Source organism: Candidatus Thalassolituus haligoni, assembly GCF_041222825.1.
Classification (GTDB): domain Bacteria; phylum Pseudomonadota; class Gammaproteobacteria; order Pseudomonadales; family Oceanobacteraceae; genus Oceanobacter; species Oceanobacter antarcticus.
In genome coordinates this window covers 2659781-2681249 of the sequence record NZ_CP139482.1, presented here as the reverse complement: position 1 = coordinate 2681249, position 21469 = coordinate 2659781, and the positions used below count along the sequence as shown (strand labels likewise).

16 protein-coding genes and 1 pseudogene are annotated in these 21469 nt (G+C 51.5%); 11 read left to right on the top strand and 6 right to left on the bottom strand.

Annotated features, from left to right (window positions below; genetic code table 11):
• Positions 1–132 precede the first annotated feature (132 nt).
• From guaA to SOJ49_RS11900, 9 genes are all read left to right on the top strand, one after another.
• The gene (gene guaA, locus SOJ49_RS11940; RefSeq protein ID WP_369854733.1) at positions 133–1710 is read left to right on the top strand and encodes a glutamine-hydrolyzing GMP synthase; all 1578 of its coding nucleotides are present in this window, start codon (positions 133–135) and stop codon (positions 1708–1710) included.
• Between the two features lie 97 nt (positions 1711–1807).
• Positions 1808–2134 carry a glutathione S-transferase domain-containing protein gene (locus SOJ49_RS11935; protein ID WP_339664941.1) on the top strand — a complete coding sequence of 109 codons (327 nt, stop codon included), beginning with the start codon at positions 1808–1810 and terminating at the stop codon, positions 2132–2134.
• 68 nt (positions 2135–2202) lie between these two features.
• A complete protein-coding gene (locus SOJ49_RS11930; RefSeq protein ID WP_369854732.1) occupies positions 2203–3792 on the top strand; it encodes an AAA family ATPase in 1590 nt (529 codons plus the stop codon).
• Between the two features lie 15 nt (positions 3793–3807).
• Complete coding sequence (locus tag SOJ49_RS11925) at positions 3808–7260, top strand: AAA domain-containing protein (protein WP_369854731.1); 3453 nt, start codon at positions 3808–3810, stop codon at positions 7258–7260.
• Positions 7257–8972 (top strand): hypothetical protein, encoded by a 1716-nt coding sequence (locus SOJ49_RS11920; RefSeq protein ID WP_369854730.1) that lies wholly within the window; start codon positions 7257–7259, stop codon positions 8970–8972. Before SOJ49_RS11925 ends, SOJ49_RS11920 begins: the two co-directional genes overlap by 4 nt.
• Positions 8972–11320 carry a hypothetical protein gene (locus SOJ49_RS11915; protein WP_369854729.1) on the top strand — a complete coding sequence of 783 codons (2349 nt, stop codon included), beginning with the start codon at positions 8972–8974 and terminating at the stop codon, positions 11318–11320. The genes SOJ49_RS11920 and SOJ49_RS11915 overlap by 1 nt, the downstream gene beginning before the upstream one ends.
• Positions 11313–11522, top strand: a complete 210-nt coding sequence (locus tag SOJ49_RS11910) for a DUF2997 domain-containing protein (protein WP_339664933.1) — start codon at positions 11313–11315, stop codon at positions 11520–11522. Before SOJ49_RS11915 ends, SOJ49_RS11910 begins: the two co-directional genes overlap by 8 nt.
• Positions 11522–12031, top strand: coding sequence for a hypothetical protein (locus SOJ49_RS11905; RefSeq protein WP_339664931.1), 510 nt, complete (start codon positions 11522–11524; stop codon positions 12029–12031). The genes SOJ49_RS11910 and SOJ49_RS11905 overlap by 1 nt, the downstream gene beginning before the upstream one ends.
• A 2-nt stretch (positions 12032–12033) precedes the next feature.
• On the top strand, positions 12034–12636 hold the full coding sequence (locus SOJ49_RS11900; protein WP_369854728.1) for a 4Fe-4S single cluster domain-containing protein: 603 nt from the start codon (positions 12034–12036) through the stop codon (positions 12634–12636).
• Here SOJ49_RS11900 and SOJ49_RS11895 read toward each other — a convergent pair.
• Both SOJ49_RS11895 and SOJ49_RS11890 read right to left on the bottom strand, forming a co-directional pair.
• Positions 12628–12903: a hypothetical protein gene (locus SOJ49_RS11895; protein WP_369854727.1), complete on the bottom strand. Its 276-nt coding sequence runs from the start codon at positions 12901–12903 to the stop codon at positions 12628–12630. The two genes, SOJ49_RS11900 and SOJ49_RS11895, sit on opposite strands and share 9 nt — an antisense overlap.
• A 105-nt stretch (positions 12904–13008) precedes the next feature.
• Positions 13009–14086 (bottom strand): annotated as a pseudogene (locus tag SOJ49_RS11890) (IS3 family transposase).
• Positions 14087–14796: 710 nt separating this feature from the next.
• On the opposite strand from SOJ49_RS11890, the gene SOJ49_RS11885 reads away from it, so the two are divergent.
• Positions 14797–15042 (top strand): hypothetical protein, encoded by a 246-nt coding sequence (locus SOJ49_RS11885; protein WP_369854726.1) that lies wholly within the window; start codon positions 14797–14799, stop codon positions 15040–15042.
• Between the two features lie 858 nt (positions 15043–15900).
• A complete protein-coding gene (locus SOJ49_RS11880) occupies positions 15901–17937 on the top strand; it encodes a transglycosylase SLT domain-containing protein (RefSeq protein ID WP_369854725.1) in 2037 nt (678 codons plus the stop codon).
• Between the two features lie 187 nt (positions 17938–18124).
• Here the strand turns inward: SOJ49_RS11880 and SOJ49_RS11875 are convergent, their stop codons facing one another.
• The 4 genes from SOJ49_RS11875 to SOJ49_RS11860 all read right to left on the bottom strand — a co-directional run bounded on the left by SOJ49_RS11875 (position 18125) and on the right by SOJ49_RS11860 (position 21416).
• Positions 18125–18502: a Rieske (2Fe-2S) protein gene (locus SOJ49_RS11875; protein ID WP_369854724.1), complete on the bottom strand. Its 378-nt coding sequence runs from the start codon at positions 18500–18502 to the stop codon at positions 18125–18127.
• A 170-nt stretch (positions 18503–18672) separates the two neighbouring features.
• Positions 18673–19566, bottom strand: coding sequence for an alpha/beta fold hydrolase (locus tag SOJ49_RS11870; RefSeq protein WP_369854723.1), 894 nt, complete (start codon positions 19564–19566; stop codon positions 18673–18675).
• A complete protein-coding gene (locus SOJ49_RS11865) occupies positions 19511–20224 on the bottom strand; it encodes a TorF family putative porin (protein ID WP_369854722.1) in 714 nt (237 codons plus the stop codon). Before SOJ49_RS11865 ends, SOJ49_RS11870 begins: the two co-directional genes overlap by 56 nt.
• Before the next feature lie 118 nt (positions 20225–20342).
• Positions 20343–21416 carry a M14 family metallopeptidase gene (locus SOJ49_RS11860; protein ID WP_369854721.1) on the bottom strand — a complete coding sequence of 358 codons (1074 nt, stop codon included), beginning with the start codon at positions 21414–21416 and terminating at the stop codon, positions 20343–20345.
• Positions 21417–21469: the final 53 nt, after the last annotated feature.

The following is a 21469-nucleotide window of genomic DNA, read 5'->3' as shown; positions in this document are numbered from 1 at the left end:
CCAGCAGCAGGGTAGAGCAGCAAGGACTGGAATTCGACAACGCGGATTTTAAAGAGGGGGATTAGCGTCCCCTTTTTGCATTTTTACTGATTATTCAACCGTGGGCTGTGGCCCCGTTACCATGGATACCCTATGTCTCAAGATATCCACGCCCAGAAAATTCTGATTCTGGATTTTGGCTCCCAATACACCCAACTGATTGCCCGTCGTGTGCGCGAAATCGGTGTGTTTTCGGAAATACGTGCCTTTGATATGGACGCCGCCGAAATTCTTGAATACAACCCGAGCGGTATTATTCTGGCCGGTGGCCCGGAATCAGTGACCGAAGCCGGATCACCACGGGCTCCGGAATGTGTATTTACCCTGGGCGTGCCCGTGCTGGGTATCTGCTATGGTATGCAAACCATGGCAGAGCAGCTGGGTGGCAAGGTTCAGGGTTCCAGCATTCGTGAATTCGGCTACGCCCAGATTCAGGTGGAAGGCAATAGCCAGCTGTTCCATGACATTCGGGATCACATCACCGACGACGGCCAGTCACTGCTGGACGTCTGGATGAGTCACGGCGACAAAGTATCTGCCATGCCCGAAGGCTTTGAGCTGATGGCCTCAACGCCTTCATGCCCGATTGCCGGTATGTACCTGGCCGACAAACATTTCTACGGCGTTCAGTTCCACCCGGAAGTGACCCATAGCCTGCAAGGCCAACGCATTCTGGAACGCTTTATTCTGGACATCTGTGGCTGCGAAGTGCTCTGGACACCGGCAAAAATCATCGAAGACCAGATCGAAAAAGTCCGCGTCCAAGTCGGCGATCAAAAAGTATTGCTCGGCCTGTCGGGTGGTGTGGACTCCTCCGTGGTGGCGGCCTTATTGCACAAGGCCATCGGCGACCAGCTGACCTGTGTTTTTGTCGATAACGGCCTGTTGCGCAAGAACGAAGGCGACATGGTGATGGACATGTTTGCCAAAAATATGGGCGTTAAAGTCATCCGTGCCGACGCCGAAGCGCTGTTCCTGGGTGCCCTGGCTGGCGTGACCGATCCGGAAGCCAAGCGTAAGGCCATTGGCGGCAACTTTATCGACGTATTCGACGCCGAAGCCACCAAACTCAAAGACGTACACTTCCTGGCACAAGGCACCATCTACCCGGATGTGATTGAATCCGCTGCCTCCAAAACCGGTAAGGCCCACGTCATCAAATCTCACCATAACGTCGGCGGCCTGCCAGACGATATGAAAATGGCATTGGTAGAACCATTACGCGAACTGTTCAAGGACGAAGTGCGTAAAATCGGCCTGGAACTGGGCCTGCCCTACGACATGGTCTACCGCCATCCATTCCCAGGGCCGGGCTTGGGCGTCCGTATACTTGGCGAAGTGAAAAAAGAATACGCCGATATCCTGCGCGAAGCCGATGCCATCTTTATTGAAGAACTGCATAACTTCGACTGGTACCACAAAACCAGCCAGGCCTTCGCGGTATTTATTCCGCAAAAATCCGTTGGCGTCGTCGGCGACCAGCGCCGCTACGAATGGGTAATTGCTCTGCGCGCAGTCGAAACCATCGACTTTATGACCGCCCGCTGGGCGCACTTGCCGTACGAGCTGCTGGAGAAAGTATCCAACCGCATTATCAACGAAATAGAACACGTCTCCCGCGTGACCTATGACGTATCCAGCAAACCACCGGCGACGATTGAGTGGGAGTGACCGGTACTGGCTGGCAACGTTAGGCTCTATGCCGTCTGGTAGATGGAATTACAAACGTGCTAACCTGAGCCTGTAATAACTTCGCAAGGATGCAAGCATGTTGCCGTTGCCGGTTGGTAGGGAAGCCAGCCCGAGTGTCGGCGCACCGCTGCATTTACGCCATCGGCCGGAGCGCACCCTTCTTTATCAACTTTCGGCTCGTGGCTTTATTGCGATTGTTGAACAGCTGCTGAGTCAGAGCCAGTGGCTGGCCGGTGAGCACTACAGCATGGCTGACAGTATGCTGACGCCATTTCTCGATCATCTCCCTCGAATGCCGGTACTGGATGAGCATAGGCAGCTTATTCCGGTGGAATCAGCTTGTGCGGATTATTTACAGCGGGTCAGGACAAGAAGCTCCGCCTGGGTGCTTGCGGAGACTTGATATCTTTAATACTTATATGCATTTGGCATGAGTTTTAGTTACTAGCAATTCAACATTGAGGTTAGTCAATGACGTTTAGGGATTTGTTCACGCTAAATACGGAAGCAGCGGCACCGGTTATTCAAATCATCAGTCACGAAACCTTGCGTATTCGCGCTTGCTGCATTCAGGCAGCCACAGACCTAAACAGAGACCTCTACGCATGGAACATGCCGCAGGGCTTGAGAAAATACGATTTCGAAGACGATTCCTGGGAATCGGAGGATGAGGGTGAACAGCCTCAGGAAGCTCTGGAATGGCTGGTTGAATCTTCGCAAGACCAATCTGAATTCATCCTGCTTCTGGAAGACTTCCATCATTTTCTGAATGAGCACACCCTGACCAGCCGCTTGCGAGCGTTTGCAATTGCCGTTGCCAGCCGTGAAATCAATAACGTCACTGTTGTGCTCTCCCAGCCTGCTCCGCTGCTGCCTGCAGAGTTGGAGAAAGAGGTGCAGGTGATGGAAATGCCATTGCCGGATGTCGATGATCTGAAAACTCTTATGCTTCAGGCCAAGCAGCGGTATGAACTGGATGACAGGGATTATCAGGAGTCACCTGCTCTGATCGAGTCGGCGCTCGGTCTGTCCACCAGTGAGGCACAACTGGCTTTCTCAAAGGCTGCTTGTCAGTTCAAGCGTCTGACCGAATCTGAAATCCCCTTTATCGTCAAAGAAAAGGAACAGGTGATTCGCAAAAGCGGACATCTTGAATACTTTCATCCGAAAGCCACGCTCGACGATATTGGTGGTTTGGATAACCTCAAATCCTGGCTGAATCGCCGTCGTCAGTCGTTTACCAAAGACGCGCGTGATTTTGGTCTGGAAACTCCCCGAGGCGTGCTGCTGCTCGGTTTGCCGGGCACAGGTAAAAGCCTGGCCGCCAAAGCAGTGGCCAATGCCTGGCAGCTGCCTTTGTTGCGTCTGGATATGGGTAAAATCTATGGCGGTATTGTGGGGCAGTCGGAAGCTAATATCCGTTCAGCACTGCAAACAGCCGAGGCGCTGGCACCCAGTATTCTCTGGGTCGATGAGATCGAAAAAGGCCTGTCGGGTATGCAAAGCTCTGGCGCTACCGACGGTGGTACGACATCCCGGGTGTTGGGCACCTTTCTGACCTGGATGCAGGAAAAAGAGAAACCGGTGTTTGTGGTGGCGACTGCCAACCATATCGCCCAATTACCACCAGAGTTGCTACGGAAAGGTCGTGTCGATGAAATATTCTTTGTCGATCTGCCGGTGCAGCAGGATCGCAAAGAGATTATCTCTATTCATCTGAAAGGCCGAAATCGGCTGGATGATTTCTCTTCTAAGGAACTGGATGAGCTCGCGATTGCCAGCAAGGGCTTTACTGGTGCTGAACTGGAAGAAGCCGTTAAGGAAGCCATGTTTCTGGCTTTTGACGAAGGCCACCAGTTAAACAAGGACGATATCCTCAAGGCGATTCAGGCCACCTCGCCACTGTCTTTAACCATGGCGGAAATGATTCAGGATACCCGTGCCTGGGCCAAGGGGCGCGCTGTGGCTGCCAGCTCTGCCGAGCCAGAAGCTCTGGATCTTTCCAGCAGTAAAAAGCCCCGTCTCAAACAGGAAGGCGAAAACCCGTTCGTCAAAAAATAACCAGGACCGTTTGTTATGGAAAACCCGTTTTTTACTGCCCTTGAACAGCAAGGCTTCAAGGCAGGCACACTGGACAGCCAGACCAATAGTGTCCTGATGCCGTTTATGCATTACCTGAGTAACAGCATCAAGGCACTGGAGAACAAGGAAGTCAGCTGCGAATGGAAGCCTGTCGCCAACAAGCGCTATCAGCTCAAGCCTGACAAACGGATCTGGCAACTGTTGCCGGTGAGCGAAATAGAAGTTGTGGCTGGTAAGGAAGGCTGGTTTGAGATTCTCACGGTCGATGACGAGTTACCTGATGCCGGTTTTGACCCGGATGAGGACGACCCCATTCGACAAGGCAAAGGCAAAGGACGACGAGAGACGGGTATACCCGACGGTGGTTATAGCGCCTCGGATTATCAGCTGTACTTACCTGAGCTTGAATTAGATGACGACCCAATCTCATGGAGCGGTTATCAGCTGGAACTGCGTCCATTGGCCCGTCAGCTTGACCAGTTAAAGTTGGTTTATATCGACGGCCAGCCATGTACGGTGACGAAGCAGATTGACGCTCGTCTGGTGCTGCAAGGCCATGTGAGACCCAACAGCACTCTGTCCGTTGACGGGCAAGACACGCCTTTCACCCTGATTAAAGGGTTGGACGAATCCCGTCTTAAACAATGGCAAGCCAAATCAGAAGGTAATGGTTGGCTGCTGTTTTCAGAGTCGCGGCCTCAACTGGATGGACACAGGCTGGAAGATGTCACCAATAAAGAACTGGCGAAACTGGGTTGCGGTCATTTTCAATGCCGAGGCCAGCCCCTGCAAAGTGATCACTGGGAGTTGCGTGTAGAAGGCAAAAAACAAGCGCAAAGCCTGATGCTAGAAAGTCGTACTAGGCAGGAATTAAATGATTCCTATTCTCTCACTTGCTCCGCATTTCCAGCTATCGCTTGGCAACTGGAAGTAGCGGATGTCGAAGAACAATGGATTCAACTGATCGAAAAAGAAAGTCGCGACGAGACTGGTAAATCCGATCTGGATTACTTCTTTGGTGATAACCAGAACATCAAGATTCTGGATTCGACGCAACGCAAGTTTGATGACGGCTTCCGTGTGCTGAAAGCACGTCAAGAAGAGCGCCAAATTTTGCTGGCCAGAAATATCAAAGGCAAGAAAAACTGGCACAGTGAGTATCCATCTCAACAGGGAAAGAGAAGTGAGATTCGTGTGAGCGTGGATACCAGCCAGCTCAAACGTCAAAAGGACGCGATCAATCAACTGATGAATCGCCCTTCAGCAGGTCATTGGCCCCTGATTCAGATGTTGCAAAAACGTGGGCAAACCCGTTGGCCGGATGTGCAACCAGCAAAAATCCTGGAGTCTGACTGGACAGTACTGACAGACCCCAACTTTGATGGTTGTGATTGTCAGCGCGCGTTTGTCGCCAAGGCCCTGGCGAATGAGGACTTCACCATTCTGGATGGTCCACCTGGCACAGGTAAAACCACCACCATTCTTGAACTGATTATGCAGCTGGTGTTGCAAGGAAAACGTGTTCTGTTGTCGGCATCCACTCATGCCGCGATCAACAATGTGTTGGAACGCATTAAGGAAAATTCAGAGCTGTCAGCGCAAATATTTCCTTTGCGCATCGGTGATGAAAACAATGCCATCGGTGTTGAAGAATTCCAGTTCGATAATGTGCTCAGCGGTCTTAAGAAAATCCACGGGTGCGAGCAGCTCAGCAAGCAGCTGATGGTGGATTCTTCCAATCTGGTTTGCGGTACCACCATCGGCATCCTGAGGCTGTTCAATGATCGCGAGCTGGTGCTGGATACCGGCGAGCCGCCGTTTGATGTAATGATCATCGACGAGTGCAGTAAAACCACCTTTCAGGAATTCCTGGTGCCTGCGCGTTTTGCCAAACGCTGGGTGCTGGTGGGCGACGTGCGTCAGCTATCGCCGTTCACTGATCGTGAGCAGATCGTCGCCAACCTCGATAATCTGATGCTGGTTCCGCCAAAAGGAAAAACACCGGCCCAGAATCTTTCTGCAGCCGTCCAGCAAGCCTGCTTCCTGCTGGAAGAGCTGCGAGGTAATCACCAAAGTCCCTTTTCCCAGCCGCTGTTGGTGCCTGTTACCCGTGACGTAGCAATAGCATTAGCGGCGGAAATTCGTGTCCGGACCTCGATGCCCAAACTTGCCAAGGGCTTCGACAAGCTGTTGGTCGTGATGGCAAACGAGGGACGTAATGCAGAGAACCATTTGGCTGGGTTGCGACAGATCATACAGAGTCCTGAACAGCTGTATCGTCACAACGTACTTTTTGTCGAAGAAGGCTGCCTGGGCGAACGGACTGACTGGATTCCTGACGATATGCTGATCCTGCATCCCGATTGGTGCCGCACTTCCCAAGCGGCGCAACATAGAGCCACAGGTATAAGTTGCAAGCCGTTCAAGGTTAAAACCTCTGATTGCACGGATACTGTGCAGGTTCATGAGGAACTGCTCGACCGTATCGATAGCACCAAATGGTCGGAAGAGGTGTGTTGGCGTCTGGAGCGCGAGTACTGGCTGCGATTATCGGCCAACCAGAAGCGAAAAACTGGCTATCTGGAAGATACTTTGGAGCGGCTGTTTCCCAAGTCAGTACCAGCTGATGGCCGAATTCATGTACTCAAAAATATTGCCTTTCCGTCGATTCTTGAGGCGCTATCGGGCGATGGCCTGGTCAAACGCAAGAGTGACGATCCAACGACCTTGAATCAGGGTTTCGATGCTTCTGAAAAATCCCAACGCTATACAACCTTGACCTATCAACACCGGATGCATCCGGATATATCGGCATTCCCTCGGCAGCAGTTTTACCTCAAAGGTTTACTGGCGGATGGCGACAAAACGACTGACGACAGGGCCTGGAACTATCACAGATATGACACGCGCAATATCTGGCTGGATGTTCGAGGAACGACGTTGAGAGGGAATAGCAACCGGCAGGAAACCGATGCTCTGATTATCGAGCTGAAAGCGTTTTGTGATTGGGCAGAGAAAAACAAAAACCAAAAAGGCGAACCCTTCGACGTTGCGATTTTGACCTTCTACAAGGGACAGGAGAAAGCCCTGCGAGACGCTCTTCAAAAGCTACCGGGTAATACCAATCGTTACGCTCGGTTTAACTACAAAGGTATATCGATTAAGTTGGCCACTGTGGATTACTTCCAGGGCCAGGAGGCTGATGTGGTTTTCCTGTCAATGGTGAATACCCATCGCGATGGTTTTATGGACTCGCCCAACCGCCTAAACGTCTCCATTACCCGTGCCCGCTACCAGTTGGTGATTGTTGGGCATCATGAATATTTCTCCCAGCGGTCCCGTACGCTGGAGTTAAAAGAACTCGCAAAATCCTGCTGTGTTTTGACTGCAAGTAGCCAAAAACAACCGCATCACAATGCAGGTAAGAAAGGGAAGTCCCGATCATGAGTAATCGTCAAAAACGCCAGATGAAGTCCTTTTCAGACTTGAAAGGAATCACTGACCCCAAAGAACTGGCAGGTGAGGCTAAAAACCACTCCTCGCCTGTCAAAGAGAATGTAAACAAAGCAGGCTCTCTAGCCTTAACGCTCAGTCGAAATGTTCAGCTAAAGCGTTTTCCCATTATCGCCAAGGTTACGTTTTTGCGTGATCGGCCTGATTTAGTGTCCTTGTTAAAGGGTGTGCAAAATAATTCTGCTGATATGCCACCTCGACTGAGGGCGTATCTCAAGCGGGAAGCGCTGTGGGATGATTCGGGCATTACGGATAAAGGCCAGCAGGTTATTGATAGTGGCTTATTCGAAGCTAAAGAGCGCGGTCTTTACCATATCTGGTACACAGATCATGATCCTTTGCTGGGGACTCGCCCGGTCATGATGCAGCGGGATACAGCGTTCTTTGAGCCCGATATGAAAAGCTGGAAAAAAAGGGATGATGCAGCCCGGTCAGAATTTCGGGTAGAGCGGCCTTTAAAGCTGAATGTCCTTGAGGAGTCCTTCGTCGATCGCAACAAGACCGAATTGAAGAATATCAGCTTGCAGCTGGCATCACTTGATCCTGAAGTGATTTGCTCGCCTGAGAAGTCAGAAAAGATTCAGCTCGAATGGACACTGGACTTTTCAGCATCGCAGCTCAGCCTGAAAGGTCAGCTGGATATGTTGCAATTCAATCAGAATAAAACCAGCTCACGCCTAGAAGCTCTGGAAATCTCCATTGATGATTTTGGTGATTGTCTGAACGATGTCATGGTGGCTATCGCCGGAGAACTTGACGGCCACTGGCTGCCTGAAGAGCGTCGTATGAAGACTTCGCTGGAGTCGATGAAATCGCTTGAGGATTATCACTTAGCTGTTCAGAAATTTCAGATCGGCAGTTTTAATTGTTCAGATCTGGAAACCGGTATGGGTGAGTTCCAGTCGGTTCAGGTCAAACACATTCCTATTCAGCCAGCTGACCAATCCGATGCTAAATATTGGCATCATTTCTGGTTGGAAGATTTCTACAGCAGGCAGTACCACTCATCGGCGGAAGCCCGTAAACAACAGTCACAATGGCTGGATCACATCGCCTTGAATGACTTTGCGCTACCGCTAAAAGAACAGCAGTCCTTGTTGTCAAAGATTCGACGCGAAAGTCAGCCGCAGGCCTATTGGCATATTGCGACGATGGCGGATCTGACACCCTCCAGAAGCCGCAAACTGCGCATGCCGATCAGTCTGGTAAAAGATGATGCATTGGATCTCGGTGAACTGCTTAAACAGTTGTCAGCCGGAGAATACATCGAACACTTCATCTATTCAGATCGTTACGTTCATACCCCACGTCAGAGCCGCAACCTGAATTCAGTGGCTGCTTATTTTACTGATGCCAAAGGCTTGCTCTTGACGTTGGATAAGCAGAAAGGAAATGAGGCGAAACTTCCAGACAACTGGTCGCGCGAAATCCTGCAAAAGCAAAATGATAACCACGGTCGCTACTGGATTTTGGTCAGTACGGAGCATACCTGGTGCTGGGAGTGCAGCGGCGGGCTAGATTTTATTCGCGATAATATCGGGGGGGGCAGTGTCGATGGTTCACCAACCTTTACGCCTAAAGAGGTGGTAGAACTACCTCGATATTTGCAAGACCAGATCAATAATATCGAAGCGGAGGCTCTCTGATGACACTGATCGTACCTCGACAGGAACAATTTCGAATCGATTACCAGAATGAGCATTTGCCAACTTTGTTTAGCAAGCAAGCGTCCGATGCGGATTTCAGCAGGGACTTGTCCCAGCCTGATACTGACTTTCTAATGAATGTTGTGTCCATATCGCGTCTGACCTTGCTGATTGCCTGCGAGCAACTGAAAGAAGACTCACTGATTCAGACCATCAAAGAACAGGCCGAAAAAGGCGTTCGTATTTATCTGCTGCTGGGCGACAAAAATGCCAACCAGGTGGCGATTGATACCCTGTCTGGTCGTTGCTTGATTCGCACAGGCGTGAGTCAGCAAGGCGCCCTGATACTGGTGGATCACACCACCACTCAGGCACAGGGACTGTTGTTGATGTCGGGTCAACCTCTGGTATCTGCCGATCAATCCTCGTGGGGAATCCAGCTGGAGCCGCGGCAGATCGATGACAGTTTCCGCAACTTCTGCAAACTGTTTTGGGAGCAGAGCCACGAGGAATACCTGCAACAGAACCAGCAACAATCCATCGTACCGCATCCGGATGGAGAGGTTGTTACCAACCATTCTCATCAGCTATGTGGCAACTTACGCGATTGCCTAGGCGATACGCTGGAACACCTGCAAGCAGCCTCTCATTCTGGTTTCGGTGCTTCCGGCAATGGCTGGCGTTTATTGTTAGGAACTCAGTCCAGTGACATAAAAGAGCAGGCTCGCACAGGCGTTGCACTCAGTGATAACCCGATTCCGTCTTTATTGTTATCAAAGGACGGAAACTGGTTGTTGCCAGACCAAACGGATTTTACTGCGGCCAATTGGTGCCTGAAATTATCAGCACAGCAAAGCCAGAAACTTGAGCAGGCCTACGGCCGGGCCTTTGAAGATGCTGCATGGCAGTATAAAGATGCAACTTTGATTCGCGAATGTGCTGATCAACAGCTACTTCGTTTCGCCGACCAACCGGGTCTGGAGTGTGTAGTTGAAGAGGTTCGTGAAATCGAACTTGAGGATATCAACACTCAGGACATTGACAGCTTCCTGAATGATAAAGCCGAACAGCTTGCATCCGGAGTGGCTGGTTTGCAACGCAGCCAACTGGCCCACTTTATTGATTATAGCGTGGTGGTGCACCCGCCCTACTGCCCTGAGTCTGCGAAGCCGGATGCCTTATATCAGGTCTGGAAAAATTCAGAACAGGATTGGCAGCAACGCCATGAAGTACTGACCATTGCTCAATCCAGGATTGATCAGCAGCAAGCCGGTATCGCTGACAAATTAAAAGGCTCTATCAAGGGGTTCTTGCTCGGGCAGGGACAATCGGTGAAATCCCTGAATCAAGAAATCGATATTCTCAAAAATTGGTCTGTCACTTCAGCAACACCGGCGGAACGAGAGCAACATCGTCAGCGTTTGGAGTCCTTGCAGGATAAAATTCGCAAGCGCGGTGCCGACACCGAGCAGGAGATGGACAAGGCCGAGAAAAATCTGCGTTGGGAGCGCCGACGAGACGAATTTAAAGATGATCTGTTGAAGGCGAGCGAGTTATTGAAGCAGAAGTCATCGGCCCTTGATGAGCTGCAAAACAACAAGACCGAGGCCACTTCTCAGGTTGAGCAAAAATTCAGAGCTAGCTGGATCTCTGCTGCCGAAAGGCTGGAAGATCATCAACTGCATGACGCCGAAATCAATGACCTCAAGCCTGAACAGTTTCTTGCAGAAGCTTTGCCTGAGATTCCTCAGGCGGCACCAAAAGATGCTGATGAGCCAGAAAAGCAGGCTCGACAGGAGGCTATTCAACAAGCCAAATCCAGACGTGAAGAATTAACACAAAAGGCCCGTCATGCCTGTCTAAAAGCCAAACGAGAAGCTCTGGAATCTATGGATGTGAGCCAGGCAAATAACTGGAAAACATCCATCAAGGAAAAGGTCTGGAAAAAGCATTACAGCGTTTTTGAACGCTGCTTCGAAGACCGTGAACAAGGCCTGAAGAAAATCGAGCGTGATATTCAGGAGGCTCAAAAAGCACTGGATAACAGCAGATCTGAAAAGGAACGAGCAGAAAAGGCACTAAATGAACACGGTTCATCGTTTGTGTATCAGCCGAAACAAGCATCCGATGCCTTTGCCAAACAGCTCGGTCTGAAAGGTAATACAGCCGTTGAAAAGCAATTCCAGTGGCCACCAGAAGAACTGCCTGTCAATGGTACAGAGCTACGTAAGTATCAGCAGAATCGTTATCTGGTGGTATTTAATACCGATCAGGTCGAGCAAGCCAGTCGAGATGCAGAACGCCTGAAAGCTCAACTTGTGTGTGACAAGGAGTCCGCCAATGCCTGAACAGAAAATCACCCTGACGATTGATGAAGATGGAGCCATTACCGCCAAGACCAGTGGCTTCAAGGGCGAAAGCTGTCTGGAAGCGTTGGATGAGTTGCTGAATCTGGAAGGCGTCGTCAGCAGCGTCAAAAAGACCGATGAATATCATCAGCAACAGACTCAACAAACGCATCGGGCTCAGTCTCTCAAGGGGAAGTCCTGATGAGTGCCGTGATTAAAACGGCTACGCCGTTTGTAGTTGAAGAAGTGCTGATGGAAGCATTGCAGGCTGTTGGAGCTGAGCCGGTGAAAATCACCTCATCGAAACTGCAAACTGTCAGTCATCGTGGAGGCCTGATTGTTGGCGATATTCTCACCAATCGGTCGGACTACTACGGGCCACAACATTTTCGACTGGAGGGGGGGCGCTGGATTTTGCGTCACGATTCCAGCGAAATGAATGGCCGCATAAGTAATAGGCTTGCAGAAAAGCATTACTCAAATGTTGGCCGCTTTCTTGGCGAGGTCGGGTCTGCTTACGAAGTGGCCTATCAAGGTTATCTTGCACGGATTGCCGAGCAGGAACGAATTCGCCTTGAGGAAGAACGTAAAGCCCGTGTTGAAGCAACGCGCCAGCAGGCGATTGACAAGGCTAAAGCCCAAGGGTACGCCATTAAGGAAACTACCAACAGTAAAGGCCAGATCCAACTGGTTCTGACCCGGATGGTGTAGCCGTGGCCAAAGATTACGGCGAATACTTCAACGTTGCCCATATTGAACCAGAAAGCCATATATATGGCCCTGGTAAACGTTACGTTATTTGGCTCCAGGGTTGTTCGTTAGCTTGTGAAGGATGCTGGAATCAGCAGATGTGGTCATTTGAGTCAAACCAATTGATACATCGGGAGCAATTGTTGGATGAAATTCTTCAATACAGGGATATTGATGGCATAACCCTACTTGGAGGTGAGCCTCTACAACAGGCACCAAGCACACTTTGGTTATTAAGTTCTATCAGGCGTTCCTCGGGCTGCTCAACGGTTTTATATACCGGTTTTACGTATAGTGAGCTAGTAAAACGCAAGGATTGGGCGTTACTCAGAGAACATTGTGACTTGATGATAACCGGTCGCTACTCTTTTTCTTTAAGAAATACGAATCTTCGTTGGAGGGGCTCGTCAAATCAGGAATTAATTTACCTGGCGGGGGGCAGAATTCCTCTGGAGCCGCCAGAAGACGCTAACGAAGTCGAAGTCATTATTGATGAAAATGCTGCTATCAGAGTTCTTGGTTACCCGGACAGCAGCTTTTTCAGGGCTTTAATAGATTCAGAGTGACTTGGATTTGTCCAGCCAGACTTCCACCCCCTGGATGTTGAGGTCGGCATCTGTTGCCGCGCGGGCCTGTTGCAGGTCTGCCGCCGGGTTGATGGTCGCCAGTTGTGCTGTCAGCCAGTCGAGCATGGCTTCGGCAATGCGCTGGTGACGACCTTCAAGCGGGCTGGCGTATTGTTCGGCGATGGCGACAAAGGCATCCAGTGATGCCAGTAACTGCCGGACATTCGCGGCCGTCGGCTGCACCGGCCTGTAGTGGGTCAGGTACATAAACCTGGGTTCAAGTTCGATGCTGGCACAAATGGCGAGCGGGGTCGAAGTACACCGTGACCTTTCCCCTGAATTAGCACCACTGGTTCGATGAGATTCCTTACGTTACGCCGCCCTTCGAGCGTACTCAACTGGCGACAAGTAGTTCAGTGAGCTGTGCGGTCTAACATGGTTGTAATGTTCCCTCCAGGAGTCGATTTCCACTCGGGCCTCGTCCATCGTTCTGAACCAGGACCGATTCAGACATTCATTCCGGAGTTTACCATTCAAGCTCTTCACGAACGCGTTCTGGGTAGGTTTGCCGGGCTGAATGAAGCCCAAACTTACACTCGTTTCCTTGCTCCAGAAAAACATCGCCTTGCTGGTGAATTCAGTGCCGTTATCACAGATGATTTTCCGCGGCTGGCCTCTGTGTTCGCAAAGCTGCGACAGGAAACGCGTCACTTGGCGCCCACTGATTGATACTGCTACCAGCTGCCCGACCATTTCGCGGGAGAAATCATCCACCACGTTTAGCACTCGGAAGCGGCGGCCATTAGCCAGCTGATCAGCGACAAAATCTATAGACCAACGTCGTTGAAGGCTCTAGGGACTTCAAGTGGTTGCCGGGGACGCTGCAGCTTCTTACGTCGCTTGGTGCGTACCTGCAGTTTTTCCTCGGTATATATCCGGTACGTTCGCTTGCGGTTGATCACCAAGCCCTCGGTCTTAAGCATGCTGTGCAGAAACAGATAGCCATAGGCTGACTGCTGCGCAGCAAGCTCTCGGAGCCTCGCTCTCAATGCATGATCGTTCCTGGCTCTGGCTTGGTACCGAAACGCGCTACGGGAAATGCCTACAAGCTGGCAGGCGCTCCACTCACTGATTCGGTGCTGCTCAATCAGGTGCCGGACGGCTACCTTGCGGCCTGCAGGCGTTACCACTTTTTTGATAGCACGTCCTTCATCGTCTCAACTTCAAGCAGCTTGTCTGCCAAAAGCTTTTTGAGCTTGTTGTTCTCTGATTCCAGCTCACGCAGCCGTTTCGCTTCGTTCACTTCTAAATCGGCGTATTTACTACGCCAGTTGTAGAACGTTCCACTGGATATGCTCAGCTTGCGGCAGAGGTCGTCTACCTTGGCACCGGCCTCGTGCTCCTTGATAGCGCCAATGATTTGCTCTTCGGTGTATCGCGTCTTCTTCATATTGAGATCTCCATCTTGCTAGGTTAGCTGGAAATCTCATCGAGTGCATGGTGCGGAATTTGGGGAAAAGGTCAACCGGTGTGGTGGTGACAGGCTTTCGCCCGCAGGCGAGTCAAACACCTTGTAGGAAATGCTAAAAGTATCACCGGTGAAAATGCTGTGACTGCTGCTGTCGTGAACACAGAAATGGTGTTTGGCGTGCCTGGGGTGTCGCCTCAACATGCAGCTCTTGGCGGAAGATGCTTTGTAAAAGCCGCCCGAGGTTTCCTGCTAGAGCTGGATGTTTGTGATGGTCATGCGGGTGAGTTGGCCATCTGAAGAGGCTAATCCGACATCTTGAGCGTTTTTACCATGCATGGAATTTTTCATGGTTTTTTGATTGGGTTGTTCTTCAAGGTATTGTTTTATAATTTATTTATTGTTCTATTGATAATAGAGTGGGAGTAGGGCTCGCTATAAATAGCTAATCAGGCCTTTTAAAGACAAAATGCCAGTCAGTTTTCTGACTGGCATTTTTATTGGGATTCTTATTGTGATGCTTGCCTTCTTCTGTGGCGGCAATTTTACCACCTACGTTGGTGTCCGGGTTAGTAGACCACTACAGAATTACCATACACTGGACGAGGCAAGATCGTATATTTTTGACTATATCGAACGGTTCCATAACCCAAGAATGAGACGTAGCCCGCTCTGTCACCCTAGTTGTCCAGTTGGGTAGTAGTGACATCGAAGATATTCTCAATCTGGTTGATGGTCGTGAAGAATTGCTGGGTGAAATAAAAGCTGCCTCAGTGGAGGTTCAGCGCTATATCGCAAAAGAAATCTCCCGATTGCTGTGCGTCAGTGATTTTGAATATGCCGTGCAGAGTCAGGCGAGAGGCGATGCCCAGCGAACAGATGTGATCTATAAACGGCTTGACGCCCTCGCGGCGTTGACTCCAGGTCAGTCGCTATAAGCAGGATGCTGATGAAGATTACATGGAGCAGCCGAAAAGGAATGGCACGCAAGCTGAATAGTGACGCCGCTGCACTGGCGTATGTCGGAGATTATCTAATAGCTGTCGTGGTCGATGTTGCCGAAAAGCCGTGCGGTAACCGTTGGCTGTTCGGCATGAGCCCAGAAGGGAAGTGCATGGTGGGCCGATCATTGCACCCAGGCTCTGCGCACCCGCTTTTCCAGTGCGGGACTGGGTTCAACTTTGGGATTAGCAGTGGTAGCAGGTTTTGGCATGGTCATTCTCCTGAGCGCCCTGATTTAGATGTTATCTCAAAATCCACTGGCTCAGGCTTAGGTTGACATACAGGGGAGGCAACCGACCGGTTCATAGGGGGCAACAGCTTCTTCAATACAGCGGCCTTACGTTCGTCTGAGTAGCGTGGCATAGCAATCCTTTTGACCCACTCTGAGAAGAATTTAGGCGAAAACGCCTACTGGACAACTAGGGTGACAGAGCGGGGTAGATTCCATCCTCAAGATGCATTGGGAATACGGATCATGAGTGGGGTTTGCTGATTCATACCCAAATGGGAGGGCGGAAGCAGGAAGTCGGTGTTCCGATTATCTCACTTCGTTTCTGTTTGGTTAAGTCCGACAGGCTGCTAGGCCACGCTCAGTAGGTCGATCCAGATCCAGATCTCCACTTTTCCAGACTTCACACTGACCAAGTGCCGTAGCTGAGGTTATTTGAATACTTTTGTCACACTCGTCGACAAAGTGTTGACCATCGTTGATCAATGCTTGAGGATTTCGCAACCTTACGTAAACGTCAGTCACTAAAATGAAAGCAGCACAACTAGTTTTAAGCTTGCTGATCATGTTGTACAGCGTTAGCTCAGTTGCCGATGAAGGCACTGAACATTTTCTGGAACCTGAAGCGGATGCCGCTTATGTGCAATTCGTCGAGATCGAGCAGCAGCTAAAAACAGCGTCTTACGAGGCCGTTGCTGGCCTTCTGACGCCGCTGCAACAGTATCCGCTTTACCCGTATCTGCAATATCAGGCTTATCTGCGGTTTCCGGCTCGCCTCACTCAAGCAGAGGTGAACCAGTTTCTGGATGCGTATCCACTGTTCCCCAGTCGTACCTATTTGCAGCAAGCCTGGTTAAGCCAGTTGGCCAAAGACGGTCGCTGGCAAGAATGGATAACCGCCTATCAGCGTCTGCCGAACAAGAGTGCGGCGTACCAATGTGATTTGGCCCAGGCGTATCTGCACACCGATCAGCAAGAACAAGGCCTGGCGCTGACGGCTTCGTTATGGTTGGTGGGCAAATCCCAGCCCAAAGCATGCGATGCTTTATTTGAACAATGGGCACAACTCGGTAATCCAACGGCGAGCATGGCGCAAAAACGCTATTGGCTGGCGGCTCAGGCCGGTGAAATGCGATTAGCCCGCTACTTGCACCGTTACCTGGATGAAGACGGCAACCGATTGGTATCCGCCTATGAAGTCTTGTTGAAGCAACCTGAGCGGGTTGCCACCGCCGATGTCTCCGTCTTCCCGGCAATGGCCCAACATCAGGTGATTAAAAAAGCCTTCCAGAGCCTTGCCCGTCAATCAGTCGAACCTGCAGCGCAACAGTGGCTTGCATACCGATCGCACTTGCCTGCAGCATCTTCTCTTATGCGCACACTGGATGTGTATATCGGCAAGCGGCTGGCTTACGCTCAAACCAATACGGCAGCAGAGTTACTGAGTCGCCTTGACCCTGACCATCAATATTCTGAATTAACCGAAGCCAGATTGCGGCAGGCATTGGGTGCCGATGTGATCGACTGGACCGACGTACTTACTTTGATAACCACCTTACCGGCCGATCTGCAAGCCTCCGACCGTTGGCAATACTGGTATGCCAATGCGGTGCAGAATCAAACATCCGTTAGTCCGGTGGTTGGCGATGAGATCGGTGATGAATCGGTGGTCGAAATCAAAACGATTGAAGGCCAAATCGGTGAGAGTCAGCCGCTTGATGACATCTGGAATCAACTGGCGCAATCCCGCTCTTTTTACGGCTTTCTGGCGGCCGCCCATCAACAGCTGCCGTATCATCTGAATAACCAGCCCTTCAACGTGAATGCCGACGTGCTCACCGAGCTGCAAAAAAATCCAGCCATTCAACGGGCCAAAGAATGGCTGAAACTGGATCGACCGACTGAGGCCCAGCGGGAATGGCTTTCTGCACGGGCAAGTCTGGCGCCCGACGAACGGCAGCACATGGCAGCACTTTCTTTCGAGTGGGGCTGGTATCATCGCTCCATTATGGATGCCATTCGTCAGCAGCAATGGAATTATCTGGATGCCCGTTTTCCGCCATTATTCACCGACCTGTTTGATCGCCAGGCCAGTAAAAATGAAATTGACGTAACCTGGGCAACGGCGATTGCTCGTCAGGAAAGCGCCTTCAAACCGGAAGCCATGTCGCCAGTGGGGGCAAGGGGACTGATGCAATTGATGCCATCAACCGCGAAATTGACCGCTAAAAAATACGGCATCTCCCTGGCGGGAACTGAGCCGTTGTTTAACCCGGAAACCAATATTGCCCTGGGCAGCGCTTATCTGGCCGAAATGTACCAACGCTTTGATGGCAACCGCACTTATGCCAGTGCTGCCTACAACGCCGGGCCAAATCGGGTAGAACGCTGGCTGAAAGAACGCGGGCACTTACCTCTGGATGCCTGGATAGAAACCATTCCCTACGCCGAAACCCGCCAGTACGTACAGAACGTGCTGGCCTTTCGGGTGATTTATGCCCAACGGGCAGGACAGGAAGTGGCGATGTTGTCGCCAAGTGAACGATTGCTGTTGGCGTATCAGCAACAGTCAGAGCCGAGTGAGCCAGATACGGTAAATTAACCGAGGGTTCTCCGTGAAAACCTGAAAACGTTGTTCGGCTCTGTGTTTTTGTAGGATGCCAATAGCCGAAGGCATATTGTATCAGGCGTATTCCTGTATTGGTTGTGCTGTATTGGTTGTGCTGTATTGGTTGTGCTGTAGTGGTTGTGCTGTAGTGGTTGTGCTGTAGTGGTTGTGCTGTTTTGATTCAGCTGTCGGTTTCCGCTATAGGCTTGACTCGTTTGTCAGTAATCCATACGCCGTCGTCATTTTCCAGCACTTTAACGGGTGTTAGTTTTTCGCCGTTACAAATGGCGCTTATCGATTCGCCGCTGACTGGATCATAGATGATGCCATGCATCGAGCAGCGTAGATTTTTTCCGCTACGGTCAAAAATCATGTCTTTTTCGCAGTCAAGTCTGCGCGGCATATGGACACATAAATTCCGATAGGCCAAACACGTACCCTGATGACGAAAGATCACCACAGAGGAAGGTTCGTTTGCATAGATAACGTCAACGAGCTGGTAGCCACCTTCGGTGAGTTGATTGTTATGACATACCCAGAGGTGGGGTTTGGTATTCATCGGTATTTACCTGCCCTGTTTAAAACAGACTTCAAAGCCTTCGCCACTTCGATTTAGCGTATTCATTTATAACAAATCGTATTTTTTTTGCATCATCGAATTAATACAACCTGTCGAGTTCGGAGAGTCAGACATCTCCGGTGCAGTGCTATCCATGCTGGCAACATTTTTCAGGGCTGTTGGTTGGCTTTGCAAATGAGCTTCCGCTGCTGCTTATTACGTTCTGCCCAGGCTGCGGGCCTGGCGGTGTGGTCGAAACATTCTGCTAACCATGTACCGTCATCCAGCGGCAGGTCGTGTCCGGCGCTTGGGTGTTCCCATAGGGGTTTGTTCCAGTGTTTGGCAATCGCCTGGCTGCATTGTGCTGACACCAGTTGGTCGTTCAGGCTGGTGTAGATAAATGCACGCTGGCAGGGTGACTGGGCAGTGCCTTGATAGCGGCTGGCGGCACGAATCTGGATGGCGATGTTGGTCAGGGTCATGGGGTGAGCGCGGGAGAAATCTTGCCAGTCTTGCAGTTGTTGATGCTGTATGGCTGGATGGTTGAGGGTGAGCTCCATGATGGGTGCTTCGAGAGCGGCAGGGTCGCGAATCAGTCCCGGAGTGGCTCGAAGGAGTCGGGTCAGGGCGCGAGGACGCATGCGTTGCCAGGGGGCTGAGAAGCGGCCAAAGCTGGTGTTGATAAGGTGCAGTTCGGCAATTTCTTGCGGGTAGCAACTGGCCCATTCGGTCGCGATCATGCCGCCCATGGAGATGGCGATCAAGGTGAGTTTTGGTGGTGGTTCAGGCAGCAGTTGCCGGGTCTGCTGACGCAGGTCTTCCATCATGTCATGGAGAGTAGCGGGGGTGGCTTCGAGTGATCGTTCACCATTGCCAGCCAGTTCCGGCAGGATGACCTGATGAACTGAAGGCCGCTGGTTGAGGAGCTGGGGGAAGTGGCTCCAGTGGTGGCGGCTGCGAATCAGCCCGCGCAGCAGGACGCAGGTGCGCCCTGGCTGCAGGTGTTGTTTACCAGAGGTCGAAGTAGCGGTGAATGCCGAACTGGAACGTGGTGCCTGCATCATAGTCGCTCGTCAGGTTGGTGCGCTCCAGCGTCAGGCGGTAGTCGTACTGGTGGTAGGTACGTTCTACGCCAGCGCGGAAGTGCCAGTAACTGTCGCGGTTGTCGTTACCGAAATTGTAGTCGTCATCAATCTCCAGGTAGCGATGCTGGGCGGTATAAAATTCAAAATCGAAACTGGCGGTGTGCAGGGTGTAGGAGGCTTCCAATACCCGGCGTGGAAACTCGCTGCCCATAAAGTTACTGGTCTGGCGGATGCCCAGAACCAGTGACTGGTTGTAAGTTGCACGCAGAAAGCCTTCGCCATAACTTTGCTGGTTGCTTTCCCAGTCGCCGTGGAAGGTGTTGCGGGTCACTCCCAGGTCAATGCCCCAGTTGTGGCTGATGGGGTGTGAAAAACCGCCAAACAGATCCCATTCCGAGTGGGTGTGATCGTCGTTGCGTTTCAGCTCGCTGGCCCAAAGACCGCCGTACAGGCCGGAAGTGTGTATATAGGTTGTTCCTAGCTGGGCTGCGTATTCACCACGGGTTTCACTGATGCCGTCGCGCATGTATTCCGATACCAGACCAAGGTTGGCACTGAGTTCGGCATGGCTGGTTGAGGTGACGGCAACGGCAGCGGTGCAAGCAAGCAGGGTGGCGATACGGCGTACAAACAGCATGGTGGCGTACTTTCTCTGGGTTGGGTCGAATCAAAGGCGGCTATCATACGCGAATCGGTCGCAGTCTGTCGCCTCGGTGTTGTGCTCTGACTGTGGATTGGCTGTGGCGTTCGTTTGATCAGGGAATCAGTACATTGGTTTCTTTGGCACGTTCAGGATACCAGCGTTCCAGTGCCTGCTGCAGGGAATGTTGGTGTTCGCTGGTGGTGGCGGGAACCCAGGCCGGGCCATTGGCGATGGCGGCCATCAAAAATTCGAACAGGGTGATGTGGCGACGCAGGATACGTTGCTGCCGATGCGGCAGTATCGGGTTAAACAGGCCGCGATAGTTAAACAGGTGGCGCGGGTTTTTCTTTACCCATAACCAGGAGCCCATTTCCAGGGTCAATGGCAGGTAGACGCCGTTGGGGTTGGCAGCCCGGTAGCCGTCGTAGAGGTAATCCCAGATGTCGCCACTGGTGGTATAGCTGTTGGCTTGTGGTTCAAACAGGTACAGGTTGTGGTTGGGATAGGAATGCTCAAACAGGCGCGTCATGGCGTAGGCGTCGGGCAATCCGGGCCAGGGTGCCAGACTGCGGGCATAGGGAAACCAGATCCGGTCGCGATAACCAAAACCGCTGTGACAATCCAGTGAAATACAGAGCGACTGGCTGAACAGGGTTTGTGCAATCACCTCGGTCAAGGCGAGGTTTTCGGTTTCCATGGTGTGACCTTTTTTACCCCGATACCAGGGTAAGCGAGCCGATAGCCGTTGGCCACCAACCAGAAACGGCGTGCGGTGTTCGGCCTCGACCGGGGCGTTGCGCATCAGGTCAACACCATTGGTATTGGAGCGGCTGTTTTGCCACATGCCAGCAGGATTGACGATGGGAATAAACAGCAGGCGTATGCTTGCCAGCTGTTGTTGCAGTTGTTCATCCCACTGACTGCGGTGTAACAAGCTGCGCATAAACGCCAAAATGATCTGGCTGCCTATACGTTCAATGCCGTGGACGCCCCCAATAAAGGCCAGTGTCGGGGCGGTTGCAGCGCGAGAGCCCATCTCGATTGCATAGATCGGCAGCTGCTCATTCTGATGGGAAATATGGGCCGGTACGGATATCCGCATGCTGTCACGACCCTCGTCAATCAGGGCTTCCAGTTCAACCAATTCCGGCAAGGCGTTGCGAATGTGGTAAATTCGCCCATTCATAGATGTTTTTCCCCTGTTGGTGCGGCGCTGATCCGTTCTGACTCTAATCATAG